Genomic DNA, 15127 nt, shown 5'->3' on the forward strand with positions numbered 1-15127 from the left:
CGTTGCAGCAGATCAACAACGGCGCGACGGTGCGGGCCGCATTCGTCGGCCTGCGCTCGCGCGCCGGATCGGAGTCGGTCGAAGACTTCGTGACCGCCTACTTGCAGGCCGAAGAGCTGGGTGCACCGCTGGTGGACACCCTGGAACACATCGCCGCAGACATGCGCAAGGCGCACGCCCAGCGGCTGCGCCAGCAGGCCGCCCGGGTCGAACCACGGGTCACCCTCGTCGTGACCGTCGTGATGGTGCCGGCCATCCTCGTCCTCTTCCTCGGCGGCCTCTACTTCGCCGTGGGCGGCGACCAGCTCAAGGGACTCTTCGGTGGCTCCTGACGGCGCGGTGACCATCAACCCGGTCGCGTTCAAGGTGACGCAGGCCGCGTTCGTCGTGCGCCTGCTGGCACTCGCCGCTGCGCTGACCGCCTCACTGGGGGCCCGGCTGAGTCCCGCGACTTTGCTGGGCTGCTTGGTCGCCGGCCTGACCAGCTACCTGGGCCTGACCCGTCCGGAGCTGCTGCACGCCGTACGTCGCCACCCCTCGATCGCGCTGGCCGATGTCGCGCTCATCTCCGCTGCGACGGCGCTCGGCGGCCCGATCAGCCCGTTCGTGCTGATCGCCCTGACCACCGCCCTGCTGCTCGGCCTGTGGCTGGATGTGCTCGGCGGACTGATCGTCATCTGGACGCTGATGGCCATCTACACCGTCGGGTTACTGGCCCGGGAGACAACCTCCGGTGACCAGCTGCTGGCGATCTTCGTCATCCCGTTCGTCTACCTCACGCTCTGGTACCTCGGCACAACGCTGCGGCGCGCCCTGGCAGCGCAGGATCAGCACGAGCTGGTGCTTCGCGACGCGATCGCCACCGCCGCAGCGACGCAGGAGCGCACTCACCTGTCCCGTCAGCTGCATGACTCGGCCGCCAAGACCGTCCAGGCCATCATGATGGCCTCGAGCGCTCTGCCGACCTACGTCGAGCGCGACTCCGACCAGGCTGTGGTGCTCGCGACCCAGATCCAGGCGATGTCCGGCGCGGCCGTGCACGAGTTGCGCCAGGCCATGACCAATCTGCGCACCCCGACCTCCCAGCAGCCGCTGCACGAGGCGGTGCGGCACGTGGTCGCCCAGTGGCAGGCCAAGACCGGCCGGATCGCGCGGGTGGAGATCGATCCCGGCCTCGACACCTCGGACGAAAGCGTCCGCTACGAGCTCCTGGTCGTACTGCAGGAAGCCCTGGAGAACGTCCACCAGCATGCCGGCGCCGCGGAGACGAACGTCGAATTGCGTTGCCGCGACGGGCAACTCGTTCTCAGAATCGCCGACGACGGCAAGGGAGCGGATCCGTTGCAGGTCGAGCAGGCCGCCATCGCCGGCCACCTCGGCGTCAAAGGCCTGCACGAGCGGATGGCCCGGATCGGTGGGCGCACCGACTGGCACAGCACACCTGGGAAGGGGACCATCGTGACGTTCTCCGTCAACGCCCGCGGGCTGGTCGAATCATGAGCGACCCCGTGGAGCCGATCCGCATCGTCATCGTGGACGACAGCCCGGTCGTGCGGATGGGGCTGCGCGCCCTCGTGGACACCGAAGCGGACCTGAGCGTCGTCGGCGAGGCCGGCGACGGGGAGGAAGCCCTGCGCGTCGTCCGGCGTGAGTCACCGGACGTGGTGCTGCTCGACGTACGGATGCCCCGCAAGGACGGCCTGTCCGTGCTCGCCGAGATCACCGCGTGCGCCTCGGTGGTGATGATGACCTTCACCGACGAGCCCGGCGTGATCCACCAGGCGCTTGCGGCCGGCGCGGTCGGCTACCTGGTGCACGGCACCTTCGATGCGGCGGGCCTGGCCCAATTCATCCGCGGTGCCGCAGGCGGGGTCGGAGCCTTCTCGGGCCCGGCGCTCACGGCCATCCACCAGGCGGTGAGTAACGGCGCAACCCGGGGCCTGCGCAGCGGGCGGCATCCGCTCAGCCAGCGGCAGGTCGAGGTGATGGAGCTGATCTCCATGGGTCGCTCGAACTCTGAGATCGCCCGGACCCTCTTCGTGGCGGAGAAGACCGTGAAGAACCACATCAACCAGATCTTCGCCGCGCTGGGCGTCGAGACGCGCGCCGAGGCAATCGCGGCCTGGCTCGGCACCGATCAGCCGGTGCCTTTGGGCCCGTGAATGGGCCCGCGGACCCTACGGGTGCCGACCTCAGATCCGTAGCGTTTCCCATGTCAGCAAGGGGCACCGCAGTCGGGGCCTCGCACCCACCGAGTAAGCCCCGCAGCCAGCGGACAACGTTGAGGGAGAACCGAAATGCAGCACTACATCGCGGCCCGCATGATGGCCACCATGCACGTCCTGAAGGCCCGCCTGGAGGACCGCGAGCGCGGCGCCTCGGCCCTGGAATACGTCGGTATGGTCCTCGTCGCGGCCATCCTCGTCGCGGCAGTGGTGACGGCCGCCAAGGCTGCCGACGTCACCGGCAAGGTCGGCGATCTGATCGACGACATCTTCAAGGGCAACCCGCCGAACTGATCCGCAGACCGAACCGATTCACACCTGCGGGAACGTGGTGCCGGGGTGGGCAACTGCCCACCCCGGCACCACGCGTGGGGCACAGGAGGATTGCGTGACCGACGATCCGGAAGCCGGCGTGGCATCGACGGCCATCATCGTGTGCGTGACCCTGTTGCTGCTCACCCTCGGTGTCGTCGGCTTCGTCCGGTTCGACCGCGCCACCGACCAGGCCAGCGGACTGCAGAACGCCGCCGATTCCTCGGCGCTGGCCGCCGCCCAGGAGATCGCCAGGGACGCACCGGGCGCGCTAGCCGGTGTCCTCACCGACGGCGGCAACCTGTCCTGCGGGCTCGGCCAGAACGCCGCGGGCGACTTCGCGGGCCGTAACGGCGCCGACGTGGTCTCCTACTGCTATTACCCGGTCTCGGACCGGATCGAGGTCACCGTGCGCAGCCGGGACGTGCTCGAATCGGGCAAGCGGGAGCAGGCCTCCGCCGTCGCGCGGACCGGGATGCGGCTGGGACCCTGCCGGCTGCCCGACCGGCCGACCCCGACACCGACGCCCTCGCCGTCCCCCACGTCGACGGGCCCGTCGCCGTCCAGCACCCCATCTCCGACGACCAGCACACCGCCACCGGACTCCGACGCGACCGCCAGTTGCGGCGACCTGCAGATCCCCCTGACCTTCCCCGGCGACGGCGGGCCGGTCGTTGTGCACTGGGACCGGATCGACCTACATTTCGAGCCCCGCCTGCAGGGCTAGGACCCGCCCGGCCCACCGCCGGCGGCCGCGACCGGACTGATGCGCGAGCCCGGCCCCGGGCCCGCCATCGGTTACCGTGGCGGCGGAACGGCCGGCGTCCCAATCAGAAAGGATTGCTTCGTGAGGACACGCACACGCATCGCCGCCGGTGGTGTCGCGGCGGTGACAGCGTTGCTGGGTGCCATCGTGCCTGCAACCGCGGCAACCGACGACACAGTCCCGGTCCTGGGCCAGGTCCGCTCGGGCTACCTGGGCAACGGCGATGCCCCCCAGGGAGTCATCACGGTCCATGGGGTCCGGCGCATCGAGAGCGGCACCGCCGTCTACTTCTCCATCGGGTTCCCGGCCGGGACCACGGGGGACACCACGTTCAATCTCGCGTCCATCGTGCTGGCCTCCAGCTCCGCGATGTCGGTCGACAAGCAGTCCGTGGATTCGCTCACCAACGCCGGAGTCGTCGATTCGGCGGGCCGGAAGATGTACGTCACGCTGGTCACCCCCGATAAGCACTGCGTGTGCTCGCCGGGGTCGCTGGTCAGCCACGTCGAGGGCGACAACGCCGGCAAGGCGTTCGCCCTCTACTACGTCGTGCCGACCCTGCCCGCGTCGGTGACCTCGGTCGATGTGAACATCGCCGGCAGCATCATTCCCGACGTCCCCGTGCAGGACGGGGCGATGACCCCGACGCGACCGGCCGACCAGCCCATCCAGGTGGGATCCGGCTGGCCGGCCATCGACGACAACCGGCTGAAGGCAGTCACCGACACGGCGCGGTCCGTACTGCCGTTGACCCAACAGGTCAGCGACCTGAGCGGCCAGATCACCGACCGGACCAAGTCCGCCACCCGATCGGTGGATATCGCCTCCGACGTGCTGTTCGCCGTCGACAGCGCTGAACTGTCGCCCGCCGCGAAAGCCACCCTCGCCAAGGCAGCCGCCGCGCTGAAGGCCGACCGGGTCACCGGCACGGTCAACGTGATCGGCTACACCGACTCCGACAACACCGAAGCGCACAACCTGGACCTGTCCAAGCGGCGCGCCGCCGCCGTGGCCGCTGCTCTGAAACCGATGGTGCCGCAAGGAATCACGCTGGTCCCGCAGGGCAAGGGTGAGGCAGACCCGGTGGCAAGCAACAGCAACGAGGCAGGCAAGGCGCTCAACCGGCGGGTCTCCTTGTCGTTCGCGAACCCGGGGGCACCCAGTGAAACGCACCATCGTCAGCGCCGGAACCGTCCTTGCCGCCACGCTCGCCCTGACCGGATGCACCGGCGGCAGCGACACCGTCACTACGTCTGCGGCACCGACGGGTTCGGCGACCAGCGGGACGTCGAGCACCCCGGGTACGACGACCTCGAGCCCCAGCGCCTCGGTGCCTGCGGGCATGCTGGACTTCGCCGAGAAGCCGGCCGCGAAGGCGACCAGCACCACGTTCTTCCCCAGCGGGGCGCCCGCCACGCTCTTCATCGCCCCGGTGCGCGGCGACTCGCAGTCCAGTCTGCTGACGTTCTGGATCACCACGTCGCAGTCCGCCGACTCCCCCATCAGCGCGGACGTGGCCAGCAGCTGGCCGAAGCTGGTGGACCCGGCGGGCCAGAAGGCGTACGGCGTCACCACCTACTCGGGGACGCCCGGCACGAGCAACGCGCCGAAGTGCGTGTGCACGCCGACCGCGGTCATCTACAGCACGCCCCGGGTCATGACCGCCGCATACCCGGCGCTCCCGGCCGGCCTGACCAAGATCACCGTGCGTCTCAAGGGTTTCGCCGATGTGGTGGTGCCGGTCACCCGCTGATCGCGCCCGGGCGACCTGATCGCGCCCGGGCGACCTGATCGCGCCGGGCCCGGCTTTGGGCCCGGCTTTGGGCCCGGCGGCCCGGGTGGCAGGCCACCGCCGACGATTACGGTCCACGGGTGAGCAGACGCGGCGCAGTGGAACGGGGAGCCTCCACCCTCGAATACATCGGCGCCATCGTGCTCGCCGCGATCCTGGTCGCGGCCATCGTGCTCGCCGTGACCACGGACAACAAGGTCGAGGTCGCCATGTGCAAGGCGATCAACAGCGTGCTGCAACAGGACGGCAGCTGCGGGCCGGCCACCGCCCCCGGGCCGAGCGACAAGGACTACCAGCCCGAGAAGTGCAAGTACAACGAGAAGGGTGAGTCCTACAACAGCAAGGTCAAAATCCTGTTCATCGAGATCGGCGACAACGCCGGCCTGGTCGAAACCGTCTACAGCGACGGCTCGGTGGAGCTGACCGCGACGGACGGCGGCAGCCTGGGCGCCACCGGCGGGGTGGGCGCGGACGTCACCTTCGGCAAGCTTGAGGCCGGCGCCAAGGTCAACTTCGGCGGGGGTCTGGAGTTCGACTACGGCTCCACGTGGAGTTTCAGCGGCGCCGACGGCAAGAAGAAGGCCGATGAGTTCCGCAAGGGTCTGCAGGACTATCTGGCCGATCAGCAGATGATGAAGGACAACCCCGGCTACAGCATCTACTGTGCGTTCGGCGGATGCGCCGATGCGCCCCGCGACCCGGACTCGCAGATGAGCAGCATCAAGGTCACCGGAGACGTGTCCGGCGACCTGGGCATCAGTCTGACGAACAAGACCGGCACCGGCGAGAACAAGACCGGCGAGTCGATCCCGGCAGCGCAGGTCGTGGCCAAGGTCGGAGCCGATTCGCAGTGGGCCATCAACACCGACAACCGCACGGGGGACACGACGTACACCACGTCGCTGGGGCTGAGCGGCAGCGTCGGCGGGCAGTTGTGGACCGCGACCTGGGGCACCAAGGGCGCGACCGACGTCACCATGGCGATCACCAAGAACAAGGACGGGAAGGTGGTCGGCCTGAAGTTCGTCAGCACGACCGAGGGGGCGTGTCCGGCGGCTCGTCCGCCTCCGGCGACACCCAGAACGGCAAGAAGTCCGGGGGCGACGGCAGCATCGCGACCAGCACCGACACGACGAAAGCCACCGTGATCACCACCGACCTGTCGATCGATCCGAACGACTCGGCCGCCCAGAGCACCATCGCCGACTGGCTCGGCGGTGACACGAACTACTCGTGGGCCGGTGCCATCGCGGCCGGCGGCATCGACCCGTCCTACGCCGACCCGCACGACCCCTTCCAGCAGCTGATGCACGACCGCGCAAAGGTCAGCGCCGTCACGTACGACAATGTGAAGGACACGACGGCATTCGGATTGAACGTGAAAGTGGGAGTTGCGTTGGGCTTCGACTTCAGCCTGGAGGACTCAGAATCGCAGGCCGTGGCGGCGTCCTACCTGGGCGCACCGGACGCCTCTGGCCAGCGGGCGCCGGTCCCCTACTCCGACTGTGTCGAAGGAGGCAACTGATGCGCACGACCGTTGCGGCAGTGCTGACCGCCGCCAGCGTGCTGGCGATGGCTGCGTGCAGTTCGTCCGCGACCGGCCCGCAGCCCGGCGGCGGCGGGCAGGTCGACTACGTCGAGGTGAGTCAGGGGCATCTGAGCTTCCAGGTGCCCGCGTCGTGGAAGAAGACCACGGATGTCACCAAGCCGTTCGATGCCAAGTACTCCGGTGACGGGATGCAGTTGCAGGTCGCCGGTGAGTTGGGTGACGACAGCAGCGCGTACGCCGCTCTGGCGCGTCTGGATCTCCCGGCAACGGTCGGGTTGGCCGGCTACCGCCCGGGCACCACGAACCGCATCACGGTCGAGGGGGCGCACGACGCCGTGGTGCGTTCCTTCACCTACACCGACGGCCCGAGCACCCGCCATGGCGTCTGGATCGTGGCCACCCAATGGCCCTACCCGAAATCCGCGGCCCTCACGATGACGGGCACCACGGTGGACTCTGACGTGGTGTCGCACATCCAGGAGAGCCTGGCGTTCAAGACCTACCACTGACCTACGATCGGATTTCTGCTATGACCGTCGCCAGCACTGACGACATGCGCTCGTCCACCCTGCTGCGGACGTTCGCGGCGACGGTCGTGGCGTTCCTCGGTCCGGTAGTCCTGCAACCGCGCGTCAGCCGGATCGGCCTGGACGCGATCGACTACACCGCGGGCTCCTCCCCGGACTCGGCCGTGGTGGTCATCATCGCTCTGAGCGCCTGCCTGTCCTGTGGCCTGACCGGTCTCGTCGTCGGCTTGCTCTTCAACCTCGGCTGGCGCAGCGCGCTCACCGCCGCCGTCGGCGCCGGCGTGCTCACCCTGGTCCTGGGGTCGGTCGCGGCGAACGGGCGCGGGGTCGCACTCAACCTGCCGCTGCAGGCGCTGTGGGCCGCGCTGGGCGGTATCTGCCTCTTCAGTGCAGCGATATTCGGCGCCTGGCTGCGTCGGCGACTGGCGGGTCGGTCCTTCCGGGCAGATCTGCTGTAGCCCGGCCACCGGCACGGCGCAGCATGCTCAGGTCTTCTTCTTGTCATCCAGCACCCCGCCGATCGCGCCGCCCAGGATGACCCCGACCGACGCGCCGATCGCAGCCAGCTGCGACCCGTAGCGCAGGCGGGCCACCGAGGTGCTCACGGTGCCGCCCCCGCCCTCGTCACCCAAGGCGGTGAACTGGAAGCTGCCGAGGCCAGCACCGGCGATGACGACGGCGACCGGGCTCAACGGTCAGGTCGCCGTCGGCGGCCTTCATGATCCGCTCGGTCTCGGCGCGCATCGCGTGCATCAGGTCGCTCATCCCGGTGACGCCGCGCAGGGTCTTCTCCATGGTTCCTACCTCCTGGTCGGGGCCGCAGAGTGCGGCCGCTTCCCCTTGAGGAGTCGCCGTCGGCGCCGGGACGGACGGTTCCGGCCCGCCGTCGATCAAGCCGGCCAGCCGTTGCGCGATCGGCTCAGCCGACGAACCCCACCTGTCCGGCGCTGCTCGGGAACCGGTCGCGCAGCCGGTCGGCCACCTCGATCAGGACCGGTGCGATCTGCGGCACCTTCTCCTCGGTCACCCGGCTGTTGGGCCCCGAGATGGACACGGCCGCGGGGAACGGCAGACCCCGCACCGCCGCCGCCACGCACCGCACGCCCGGCTCCTGCTCACCGTCGTCGATCGCGTAACCGCGCTCGCGGATCTGCTCGATGTCGGCCATCATCGCCTCGGGCGTGGTGATGGTGTGCGCCGTGATCGCGGGCATCCGGGTTCGTCTGAGCAGCGCGAGGATCCGATCGTCGGGCAGTTCGGCGAGCATCGCCTTGCCGACGCCGGTGCAGTGCGGTGACACCGCCCGCCCCACTTCGGTGAACATCCGCATGGTGTGCGGCGAGGGTGCCTGGCCGACGTAGATCGCCAGATCGCCCTGCAGGATGGCCAGATTGGCGGTCTCCTCGAACTGCTCGACGAGTCCGGCGAGCTCACCGTGCGCCCACACGTCCAGCCCGCGGCTGGCGGACTGCCCCAAGCGGATCAGCCGTAGCCCGAGGGCGTAGCGCCGCGAGTTGTCCTGGCGCACATAGCCCTCGTTGGACAGGAAACGCAGCAACCGGTGGATCGTCGGCAGCGGGATGTCGGTCATCTCCGCCAGCTCGGAGATCCCGACCGGTCGCCCCGCATCGGCGAGTCGTTCCAGTAGCAGAAAGGCGCGATCCAGCGATTGAACCCGTTCGCTGGCCTTGGGCCCGTCCTTTTCCGTCATACGGAAGACAGTAACCGATAGCGAACCCTTGACGTGCGCGGCGTCACGTCTTAGTGTTCCGTATTACAGAAACAAATTTCCGTATTACGGAAGGTTGCCCATGTCGCTCCGTTACGCAGTCAACTGCTCCCTCCTCTTCACGGAGGTGCCCCTTCTCGAACGCCCCCGGGCCGCCGCCGACGCCGGCTTCTCCGCCGTCGAGTTCTGGTGGCCGTGGCCGGACCAGCCGGTGCCCGCGGACCAGGACGTCGACGCCTTCGTGCGTGCGGTGCGCGATGCCGGAGTGCAACTCATCGGCTTGAACTTCTGGGCCGCCGACCTAACCGGCCCCGACTGCGGTGTCGTGTCACTGCCCGGCCGTGAGCAGGACTTCCGAGACAACGTTGCCGTGGTGGCCTCGATCGGCGCCCAACTCGACGTGCCGGCGTTCAACGCGCTCTACGGCAACCGCCTCGAAGGCGTCGATGCTGCCGAGCAGGACGCCGTGGCTACCGACAACCTGCGGTACGCCGCCAAGACCGTCGGCACCGACCGCACCGTGCTCGTCGAGATGGTCAGCGGACCCAAGCCATACCCGCTGCGTACGGCCGCGGACGTGGCCGGCGTACTCGACCGGGTCGGTGAACCCAACGTCCGCATGCTGTTCGACATCTTCCACCTCGCGGGCAACGGCGACGACGTGAGCACCGCCATCGACACGTACGCCGATCGCATTGCCCACGTGCAGGTCGCCGACCTGCCGGGTCGGCACGAGCCGGGCACCGGCGAACTACCCATCGCCGAGCACCTGGCGCACCTCGAGCGCGCCGGCTACGACGGCCGGGTGGCGCTGGAATACCTCCCCGCCACCAACACCACCGACAGCCTCACCTGGTTGCCGCGCGAAGCGCGCGGCTGAGCCGAAAACCGTTAGGAGCCAGCAGATATGAGCACCATCGCATTCATCGGCCTGGGCATCATGGGTGCCCCGATGGCCGGTCACCTGGTCGACGCCGGGCACACCGTCGTGGGCTACAACCGCAGCCAGGGCGCCATCGACACCCTCGTGTCCCGCGGCGGCAAGGGCGCGACCAGCGTCGCCGACGCCGTGGCCGAGGCCGAGGTCGTCATCACGATGGTCCCCGACTCCCCCGACGTGCTGGGCGTCGCACTCGGCGAGGACGGCATCTACGCCAACGCCAAGCCGGGCACGTTGCACATCGACATGTCGACCATTCGTCCGGACGTCGCGGTGCAGCTGGCCGAGGCAGGCAGCGAGCGCGGGATCCGGGTCATCGACGCACCCGTGAGCGGCGGCGAGGCCGGTGCCAAGGAAGCGATCTTGTCCATCATGGTCGGAGGTGCGGACGACGACGTCGCCGCAGCCACGCCGTACCTGGAAGTGGTCGGTAAGACCATCGTGCACGTCGGGCCGGCGGGTTCGGGCCAGACCGTCAAGGCTGCCAACCAGCTGATCGTCGCGGGCAACTACGAGCTGGTCGCCGAGGCCATCGTGCTGCTGCGTGCGTACGGCGTGGACGCCGAAGCGGGGTTGAAGGCGCTCGCTGGCGGCCTCGCGGGAAGCACCGTCCTGAACCGCAAGGGCGCCAGCATGCTGGCCGGTGACTTCAAGCCCGGCTTCCGGATCGACCTGCACCACAAGGACATGGGCATCATCCTGGAGTCCGCCCGGGCCAAGGGCGTGGCGATCCCGCTCGGCTCGGTCACCGCCCAGCTGATCGGCTCGCTGCGCGCCCAGGGCGATGGCGGCCTGGACCACTCCGCGCTGCTGCGCGGGGTGGAGCGTCTGTCCGGTCAGGAGGTGTCGGGCTCATGACGAAGATGCGAGCCGTCGACGCGGCGGTGAAGATTCTCGAGCTCGAAGGCGCCACCACGGCGTTCGGTCTGCCGGGTGCGGCGATCAACCCGTTCTACGACGCAATGCGCGAGCACGGCGGGATCAAGCACATCCTGGCCCGGCACGTCGAAGGTGCCTCCCACATGGCCGAGGGATTCACCCGGGCAGCTGCCGGCAACATCGGCGTCTGCATCGGCACGTCCGGCCCGGCGGGCACCGACATGATCACGGGTCTCTATTCGGCCAGCGCCGACTCGATCCCGATCCTGTGCATCACCGGCCAGGCCCCCGTGGCCCGGCTGCACAAGGAGGACTTCCAGGCGATCAACATCGCGGACATTGCCGCGCCGGTCACCAAGGCCGCTACGACCGTCCTCGAACCTGCCCAGGTGCCGGGCGTTTTCCAGCAGGCGTTCCATCTGATGCGATCGGGCCGACCCGGCCCGGTGCTGATCGACCTGCCGTTCGACGTGCAGATGGCTGAGATCGACTTCGACCCCTCGACGTACGCACCGCTGCCGGTGTACAAACCGGCGGCGACCAGAGCGCAGATCGACCACGCGCTGGACATGCTGGCCCGAGCACAGCGGCCGGTCATCGTGGCGGGCGGCGGAATCATCAACGCCGACGCTTCCTCGCTTCTGGTCCAATTCGCCGAGGCCGCGGGCATTCCGGTGATCCCGACGCTGATGGGTTGGGGCTCGATCCCGGACGACCACCCGTTGATGGCAGGGATGGCGGGTCTGCAGACCTCGCAGCGCTACGGCAACGCGACCCTGCTGGAGTCGGACTTCGTGCTGGGTATCGGCAACCGGTGGGCGAACCGTCACACAGGCGGGCTGGACATCTACCGGGCCGGTCGCACCTTCGTGCACGTCGACATCGAACCCACCCAGATCGGAAGGGTTTTCGCGCCCGATTACGGCATCGTTTCCGACGCCGGGGCCGCGCTGGATCTCTTCGTGTCGGCCGCGGCTGAGCGGGAGTTCCCGAACTGGGAGGTGTGGGTCAAGGACTGCCAGCAGCGCAAGCACACGATGCAGCGGCGGACGCACTTCGATGAGACTCCCATCAAACCGCAGCGGGTCTATGAGGAGATGAACCGCGCGTTCGATCGAGACACGGTCTATGTCTCCACGATCGGGTTGTCGCAGATCGCCGGCGGGCAGTTCCTGCACGTCTACGGTCCGCGGCACTGGATCAACGCCGGGCAGGCCGGTCCGCTGGGTTGGACGATGCCGGCGGCACTCGGCGTGGCGACCGCACGTCCCGATGCGCCCGTCGTCGCGTTGTCGGGCGATTACGACTTCCAGTTCATGCTCGAAGAACTGGCCGTCGGCGCGCAGTTCAACATCCCCTACGTGCACGTCCTGGTCAACAACGCCTACCTCGGCTTGATCCGGCAGAGCCAGCGCGGATTCTCGATGGATTACCACGTGCAGTTGTCCTTCGAGAACATCAACGCTCCCGAGCTGGGCGGCTACGGTGTCGATCACCTGAAAGTGGTTGAGGGCCTGGGGTGCCGGGCCATCCGGGTGCAGGATCCGGAGGAGCTGCCGCAGGCGTTCGCCGATGCGCAGAAGCTCTCCCAGGACCTGCGGGTGCCGGTGGTGGTCGAGGTCATCCTGGAACGAGTCACCAACATCGCGATGGGCACCGAGCTCGACAACGTGGTCGAATTCGAGGACCTGGCCTCCGTCGGTGCTGATGCACCGACCGCTATCAGTCTGCTGGACTGAGGACATGCGCATCGTCGTTGCCCCGGACAAGTTCAAGGGGTCGCTGTCGGCCTCCGGGGTAGCGGCGGCGCTGGCGGACGGCTTGCGATCGGTCCTACCGACCGCGCAGATCGTCCTGCTGCCCGTCGCGGACGGCGGCGACGGCACCGTGGCGGCCGCCGTCGCAGCGGGTTTCACCCAGCACCAGGTCCTCGTTGACGGCCCCGTCGGCGACCCGGTGTCTGCCCCCTTCGCGGTCAACGGCGACCGCGCAGTGGTGGAACTCGCTGCGGCGTGCGGGCTTTCGCTGCTGCCCGGCGGGGCGCTGGCACCCATGGAGGCGTCGACGTACGGACTCGGCCAGGTCATCGACGCCGCTCTCGCGACCGGAGCCCGCGAGATCGTCGTCGGCCTGGGCGGGAGCGCCTCCACCGACGGAGGCGCGGGCATGCTGGCCGCGCTCGGCGCCGGTCTGCTGGATGCTTCCGGTACGCCGATCGGCCGGGGTGGCGGGGCTCTGTCCGCTATCGCTTCGGTCTCGTTGGAGTCTGTCCGTCGGCGTCTCGACGGCGCATCGGTGGTCGTGGCCTCCGACGTCACGAACCCGTTGCTCGGATCCGACGGTGCAGCAGCGGTATTCGGACCCCAGAAGGGAGCCTCGCCCAGTCAGGTGGCGGCACTGGATGCAGCGCTGGGACGGTGGGCCGACGTACTCGCACCCGTCCTGGGCGCCGACTTCCGGGACACGCCGGGCGCGGGGGCGGCGGGCGGCGCCGGCTTCGGCGCGCTGGCCGGACTCAGCGCACGCTTGGAGCCCGGGATCGACCTGATTCTGTCGTTACTGGACTTCGACGCAGCGGTCGCCGACGCGGACCTGGTGATCACCGGTGAAGGGTCCCTGGACGAGCAGTCCCTCGCCGGCAAGGCACCCGTCGGAGTGTCCGAAGCGGCGGCGCGACATGGCGTGCCCGTGATCGCTGTGGCGGGACGGTTGCAGTTGCCGCTGTCGCGACTAGGGCAGGCCGGGATCGAAAACGCCTGGGCGCTCTCGGATCTCGAACCCGACGTCGCGCGCTCGATCGCCGAAGCGGACAGGTTGCTGCAAGAAGTGGGTCGACGGATCGCCGCCCACTACGCCTGACCTCCCTTACCCGGAGGTCATGCGCGGTGTGTCGGCGGCCGCTCTCTTGAGCACCTCACATGACCACAGCGATCCGGCCGTGCGCCTCTACCTCCGCTCCGGCTGGCAGAGCTTGGGCATGGTGAGTCCCGGCGTTCAGATCATGGGTCGCAAGAATGGCGCATGTGTCACCGGGTCGCCGATGGCAGTGCCGTAAGCCCATCAGGTGTCGGCTTCTTGCGGGTGCGCTCGTGGTGTCTGGCAAGGCGGCCGACTGGCATGCTGGAGCGATGAGCGACGTGATCATCACCGACAACCCCGCCGAAAGCCGCTACGAGGCGCACATCGACGGCGTTCTCGCCGGGTTCGCGGTCTATCAACTGACCGACGAGCTGATCGTCTTCACGCACACCGAGGTGCAGCCGGAGTTCGAGGGGCACGGCGTGGCCTCCACCCTGGTGCGGGAGTCGCTGGCCGACGTACGGGCCAAGGGTCAGCGCAAGGTGATGCCGCTGTGCCCGTTCTACAAGTCGTACATGTCCAAGCACCGTGAGGATTACGCCGACCTGATCTACGGCTCCTGAGTCACAGCGGCCGAGCCCCGGCCGCGATCAGCACGCGCGCGAACTCGTCGGCGTACCCCGACTCGCGTGCTGTCTTCATCGTGTTGCCCGAGAAGCGGTTGATCCGCTCCTGGCTCACGGTCGCCTCAACCAGTCCGTCCGGCGTCTGCAACGTCACGGGATGCACCCGGAACCCGCTACCGGCGCGCACCCCGACCGACGGGCAGGGGTAGCGCCACACCGGCGCCTGCGCACCGGTGGGGGTGAAGGACAACCATCCGGCGGTGACGTCGAACAGGCCCTGCCGACCGGTGGTGTCGCCGAACATGCCGGTGTGCACAGACGCGTTCCACGTGCCTTCCGGGCCGGGCGCGGATCGGACGCCCAGGCCGGCCTCGCGCCGGGGTAGGAAGGCCACCACGAGGATGCCGCCGATGAGCAGGAACCCGGCGAGAACCGACACGAGCGCGATCCAGACCATGGCGTCATCGTGCCACGGCCGGTTTGTCCGGGTGCCGACCTGGTCGTGGTCGGTTTGCTGTCCCGCCGGTCGGGTTCGCGGAGACTATCGGTCGGCGATGACGTACGTCGCGCCGGCGGCGAGCGCTGTCACGGCCAGGACCGAGGGCCACGCGCCGATTTTCTTGGCCAGTGGGTGGGAAAGGCCGAAGGCGCTCACGTAAAGGGCGCTGAGCCCGGCCGTTGTGCCAGCTCCCTTGTGCTCCAACCATTCCCGGCCAGCGAGGACACCGGCGGCAGCCAGCGCCGCGCCCCCGAGAGGACGTACGCCGGTCGCCCGGGCCAGGCCGTACCCTCCGATCAGTCCGGCGGCAACGAGCGGTGAGGTGAGCATCTTGGCCATGCCTCCAGCGTATCCAGCGCGGACGACGGGCTTAGCCGAGGGCCTGTGGATGACGGGGCGCGGGCGTGAGTTGTCCACACCGTTCAGGTTGGCTCTCGTGAAGGCTTGCGGGTCGACGTAGCGTTTCCTCATACACCCGTACAGC

General features: G+C 68.8%; 19 protein-coding genes. 15 read left to right on the forward strand and 4 right to left on the reverse strand.

The genetic code is table 11. The features are described 5' to 3' along the window. Positions 1–2 precede the first annotated feature (2 nt). The 10 genes from ACFQBT_RS15460 (at position 3) to ACFQBT_RS15505 (ending at position 7629) form a co-directional block, all read left to right on the forward strand. On the forward strand, positions 3–332 hold the full coding sequence (locus ACFQBT_RS15460) for a type II secretion system F family protein (RefSeq protein ID WP_377823996.1): 330 nt from the start codon (positions 3–5) through the stop codon (positions 330–332). Then, complete coding sequence (locus ACFQBT_RS15465) at positions 322–1500, forward strand: sensor histidine kinase (protein WP_377823997.1); 1179 nt, start codon at positions 322–324, stop codon at positions 1498–1500. The genes ACFQBT_RS15460 and ACFQBT_RS15465 overlap by 11 nt, the downstream gene beginning before the upstream one ends. After that, on the forward strand, positions 1497–2162 hold the full coding sequence (locus tag ACFQBT_RS15470; RefSeq protein WP_377823999.1) for a response regulator transcription factor: 666 nt from the start codon (positions 1497–1499) through the stop codon (positions 2160–2162). Before ACFQBT_RS15465 ends, ACFQBT_RS15470 begins: the two co-directional genes overlap by 4 nt. 135 nt (positions 2163–2297) lie before the next feature. Beyond that, a complete protein-coding gene (locus ACFQBT_RS15475; protein ID WP_377824001.1) occupies positions 2298–2519 on the forward strand; it encodes a hypothetical protein in 222 nt (73 codons plus the stop codon). 94 nt (positions 2520–2613) lie between these two features. Further along, the gene (locus ACFQBT_RS15480) at positions 2614–3264 is read left to right on the forward strand and encodes a pilus assembly protein TadG-related protein (protein ID WP_377824002.1); all 651 of its coding nucleotides are present in this window, start codon (positions 2614–2616) and stop codon (positions 3262–3264) included. Between the two features lie 120 nt (positions 3265–3384). Further along, complete coding sequence (locus tag ACFQBT_RS15485; RefSeq protein WP_377824004.1) at positions 3385–5094, forward strand: OmpA family protein; 1710 nt, start codon at positions 3385–3387, stop codon at positions 5092–5094. Positions 5095–5175: 81 nt separating this feature from the next. After that, the gene (locus tag ACFQBT_RS15490; protein WP_377824006.1) at positions 5176–6243 is read left to right on the forward strand and encodes a hypothetical protein; all 1068 of its coding nucleotides are present in this window, start codon (positions 5176–5178) and stop codon (positions 6241–6243) included. Beyond that, a complete protein-coding gene (locus tag ACFQBT_RS15495) occupies positions 6240–6620 on the forward strand; it encodes a hypothetical protein (protein ID WP_377824007.1) in 381 nt (126 codons plus the stop codon). Before ACFQBT_RS15490 ends, ACFQBT_RS15495 begins: the two co-directional genes overlap by 4 nt. Beyond that, positions 6620–7153: a hypothetical protein gene (locus tag ACFQBT_RS15500; RefSeq protein ID WP_377824009.1), complete on the forward strand. Its 534-nt coding sequence runs from the start codon at positions 6620–6622 to the stop codon at positions 7151–7153. The genes ACFQBT_RS15495 and ACFQBT_RS15500 overlap by 1 nt, the downstream gene beginning before the upstream one ends. A gap of 20 nt (positions 7154–7173) precedes the next feature. Continuing rightward, complete coding sequence (locus tag ACFQBT_RS15505) at positions 7174–7629, forward strand: hypothetical protein (protein ID WP_377824011.1); 456 nt, start codon at positions 7174–7176, stop codon at positions 7627–7629. Positions 7630–7656: 27 nt separating this feature from the next. On the opposite strand, the gene ACFQBT_RS15510 is transcribed toward ACFQBT_RS15505, so the two are convergent. Beyond that, on the reverse strand, positions 7657–7863 hold the full coding sequence (locus tag ACFQBT_RS15510) for a hypothetical protein (protein WP_377824012.1): 207 nt from the start codon (positions 7861–7863) through the stop codon (positions 7657–7659). A 227-nt stretch (positions 7864–8090) separates the two neighbouring features. Next, positions 8091–8882, reverse strand: a complete 792-nt coding sequence (locus ACFQBT_RS15515) for an IclR family transcriptional regulator (RefSeq protein ID WP_377824014.1) — start codon at positions 8880–8882, stop codon at positions 8091–8093. A gap of 100 nt (positions 8883–8982) precedes the next feature. Between ACFQBT_RS15515 and ACFQBT_RS15520 the strand changes: the two genes are divergently transcribed. The 5 genes from ACFQBT_RS15520 (at position 8983) to ACFQBT_RS15540 (ending at position 14141) form a co-directional block, all read left to right on the forward strand. Further along, positions 8983–9780 carry a hydroxypyruvate isomerase family protein gene (locus ACFQBT_RS15520; RefSeq protein WP_377824015.1) on the forward strand — a complete coding sequence of 266 codons (798 nt, stop codon included), beginning with the start codon at positions 8983–8985 and terminating at the stop codon, positions 9778–9780. Between the two features lie 27 nt (positions 9781–9807). Then, complete coding sequence (locus ACFQBT_RS15525; RefSeq protein ID WP_377824017.1) at positions 9808–10698, forward strand: 2-hydroxy-3-oxopropionate reductase; 891 nt, start codon at positions 9808–9810, stop codon at positions 10696–10698. After that, entirely contained in the window at positions 10695–12458 is a 1764-nt protein-coding gene (gcl, locus tag ACFQBT_RS15530) for a glyoxylate carboligase (RefSeq protein WP_377824018.1), read from the forward strand. Before ACFQBT_RS15525 ends, gcl begins: the two co-directional genes overlap by 4 nt. Positions 12459–12462: 4 nt before the next feature. Next, positions 12463–13578 (forward strand): glycerate kinase, encoded by a 1116-nt coding sequence (locus tag ACFQBT_RS15535; RefSeq protein ID WP_377824020.1) that lies wholly within the window; start codon positions 12463–12465, stop codon positions 13576–13578. 269 nt (positions 13579–13847) lie between these two features. Next, positions 13848–14141 (forward strand): GNAT family N-acetyltransferase, encoded by a 294-nt coding sequence (locus ACFQBT_RS15540; protein WP_377824022.1) that lies wholly within the window; start codon positions 13848–13850, stop codon positions 14139–14141. A 1-nt stretch (position 14142) separates the two neighbouring features. Here the strand turns inward: ACFQBT_RS15540 and ACFQBT_RS15545 are convergent, their stop codons facing one another. Together ACFQBT_RS15545 and ACFQBT_RS15550 are read right to left on the reverse strand one after the other, a co-directional pair. Next, positions 14143–14601, reverse strand: coding sequence for a hypothetical protein (locus ACFQBT_RS15545; RefSeq protein WP_377824024.1), 459 nt, complete (start codon positions 14599–14601; stop codon positions 14143–14145). Between the two features lie 84 nt (positions 14602–14685). Next, complete coding sequence (locus ACFQBT_RS15550) at positions 14686–14982, reverse strand: hypothetical protein (RefSeq protein ID WP_377824026.1); 297 nt, start codon at positions 14980–14982, stop codon at positions 14686–14688. Positions 14983–15127: the final 145 nt, after the last annotated feature.

The sequence above is a fragment of the Branchiibius cervicis genome (assembly GCF_042661605.1).
In the GTDB taxonomy this organism is placed as follows: Bacteria; Actinomycetota; Actinomycetes; order Actinomycetales; family Dermatophilaceae; genus Branchiibius; species Branchiibius cervicis.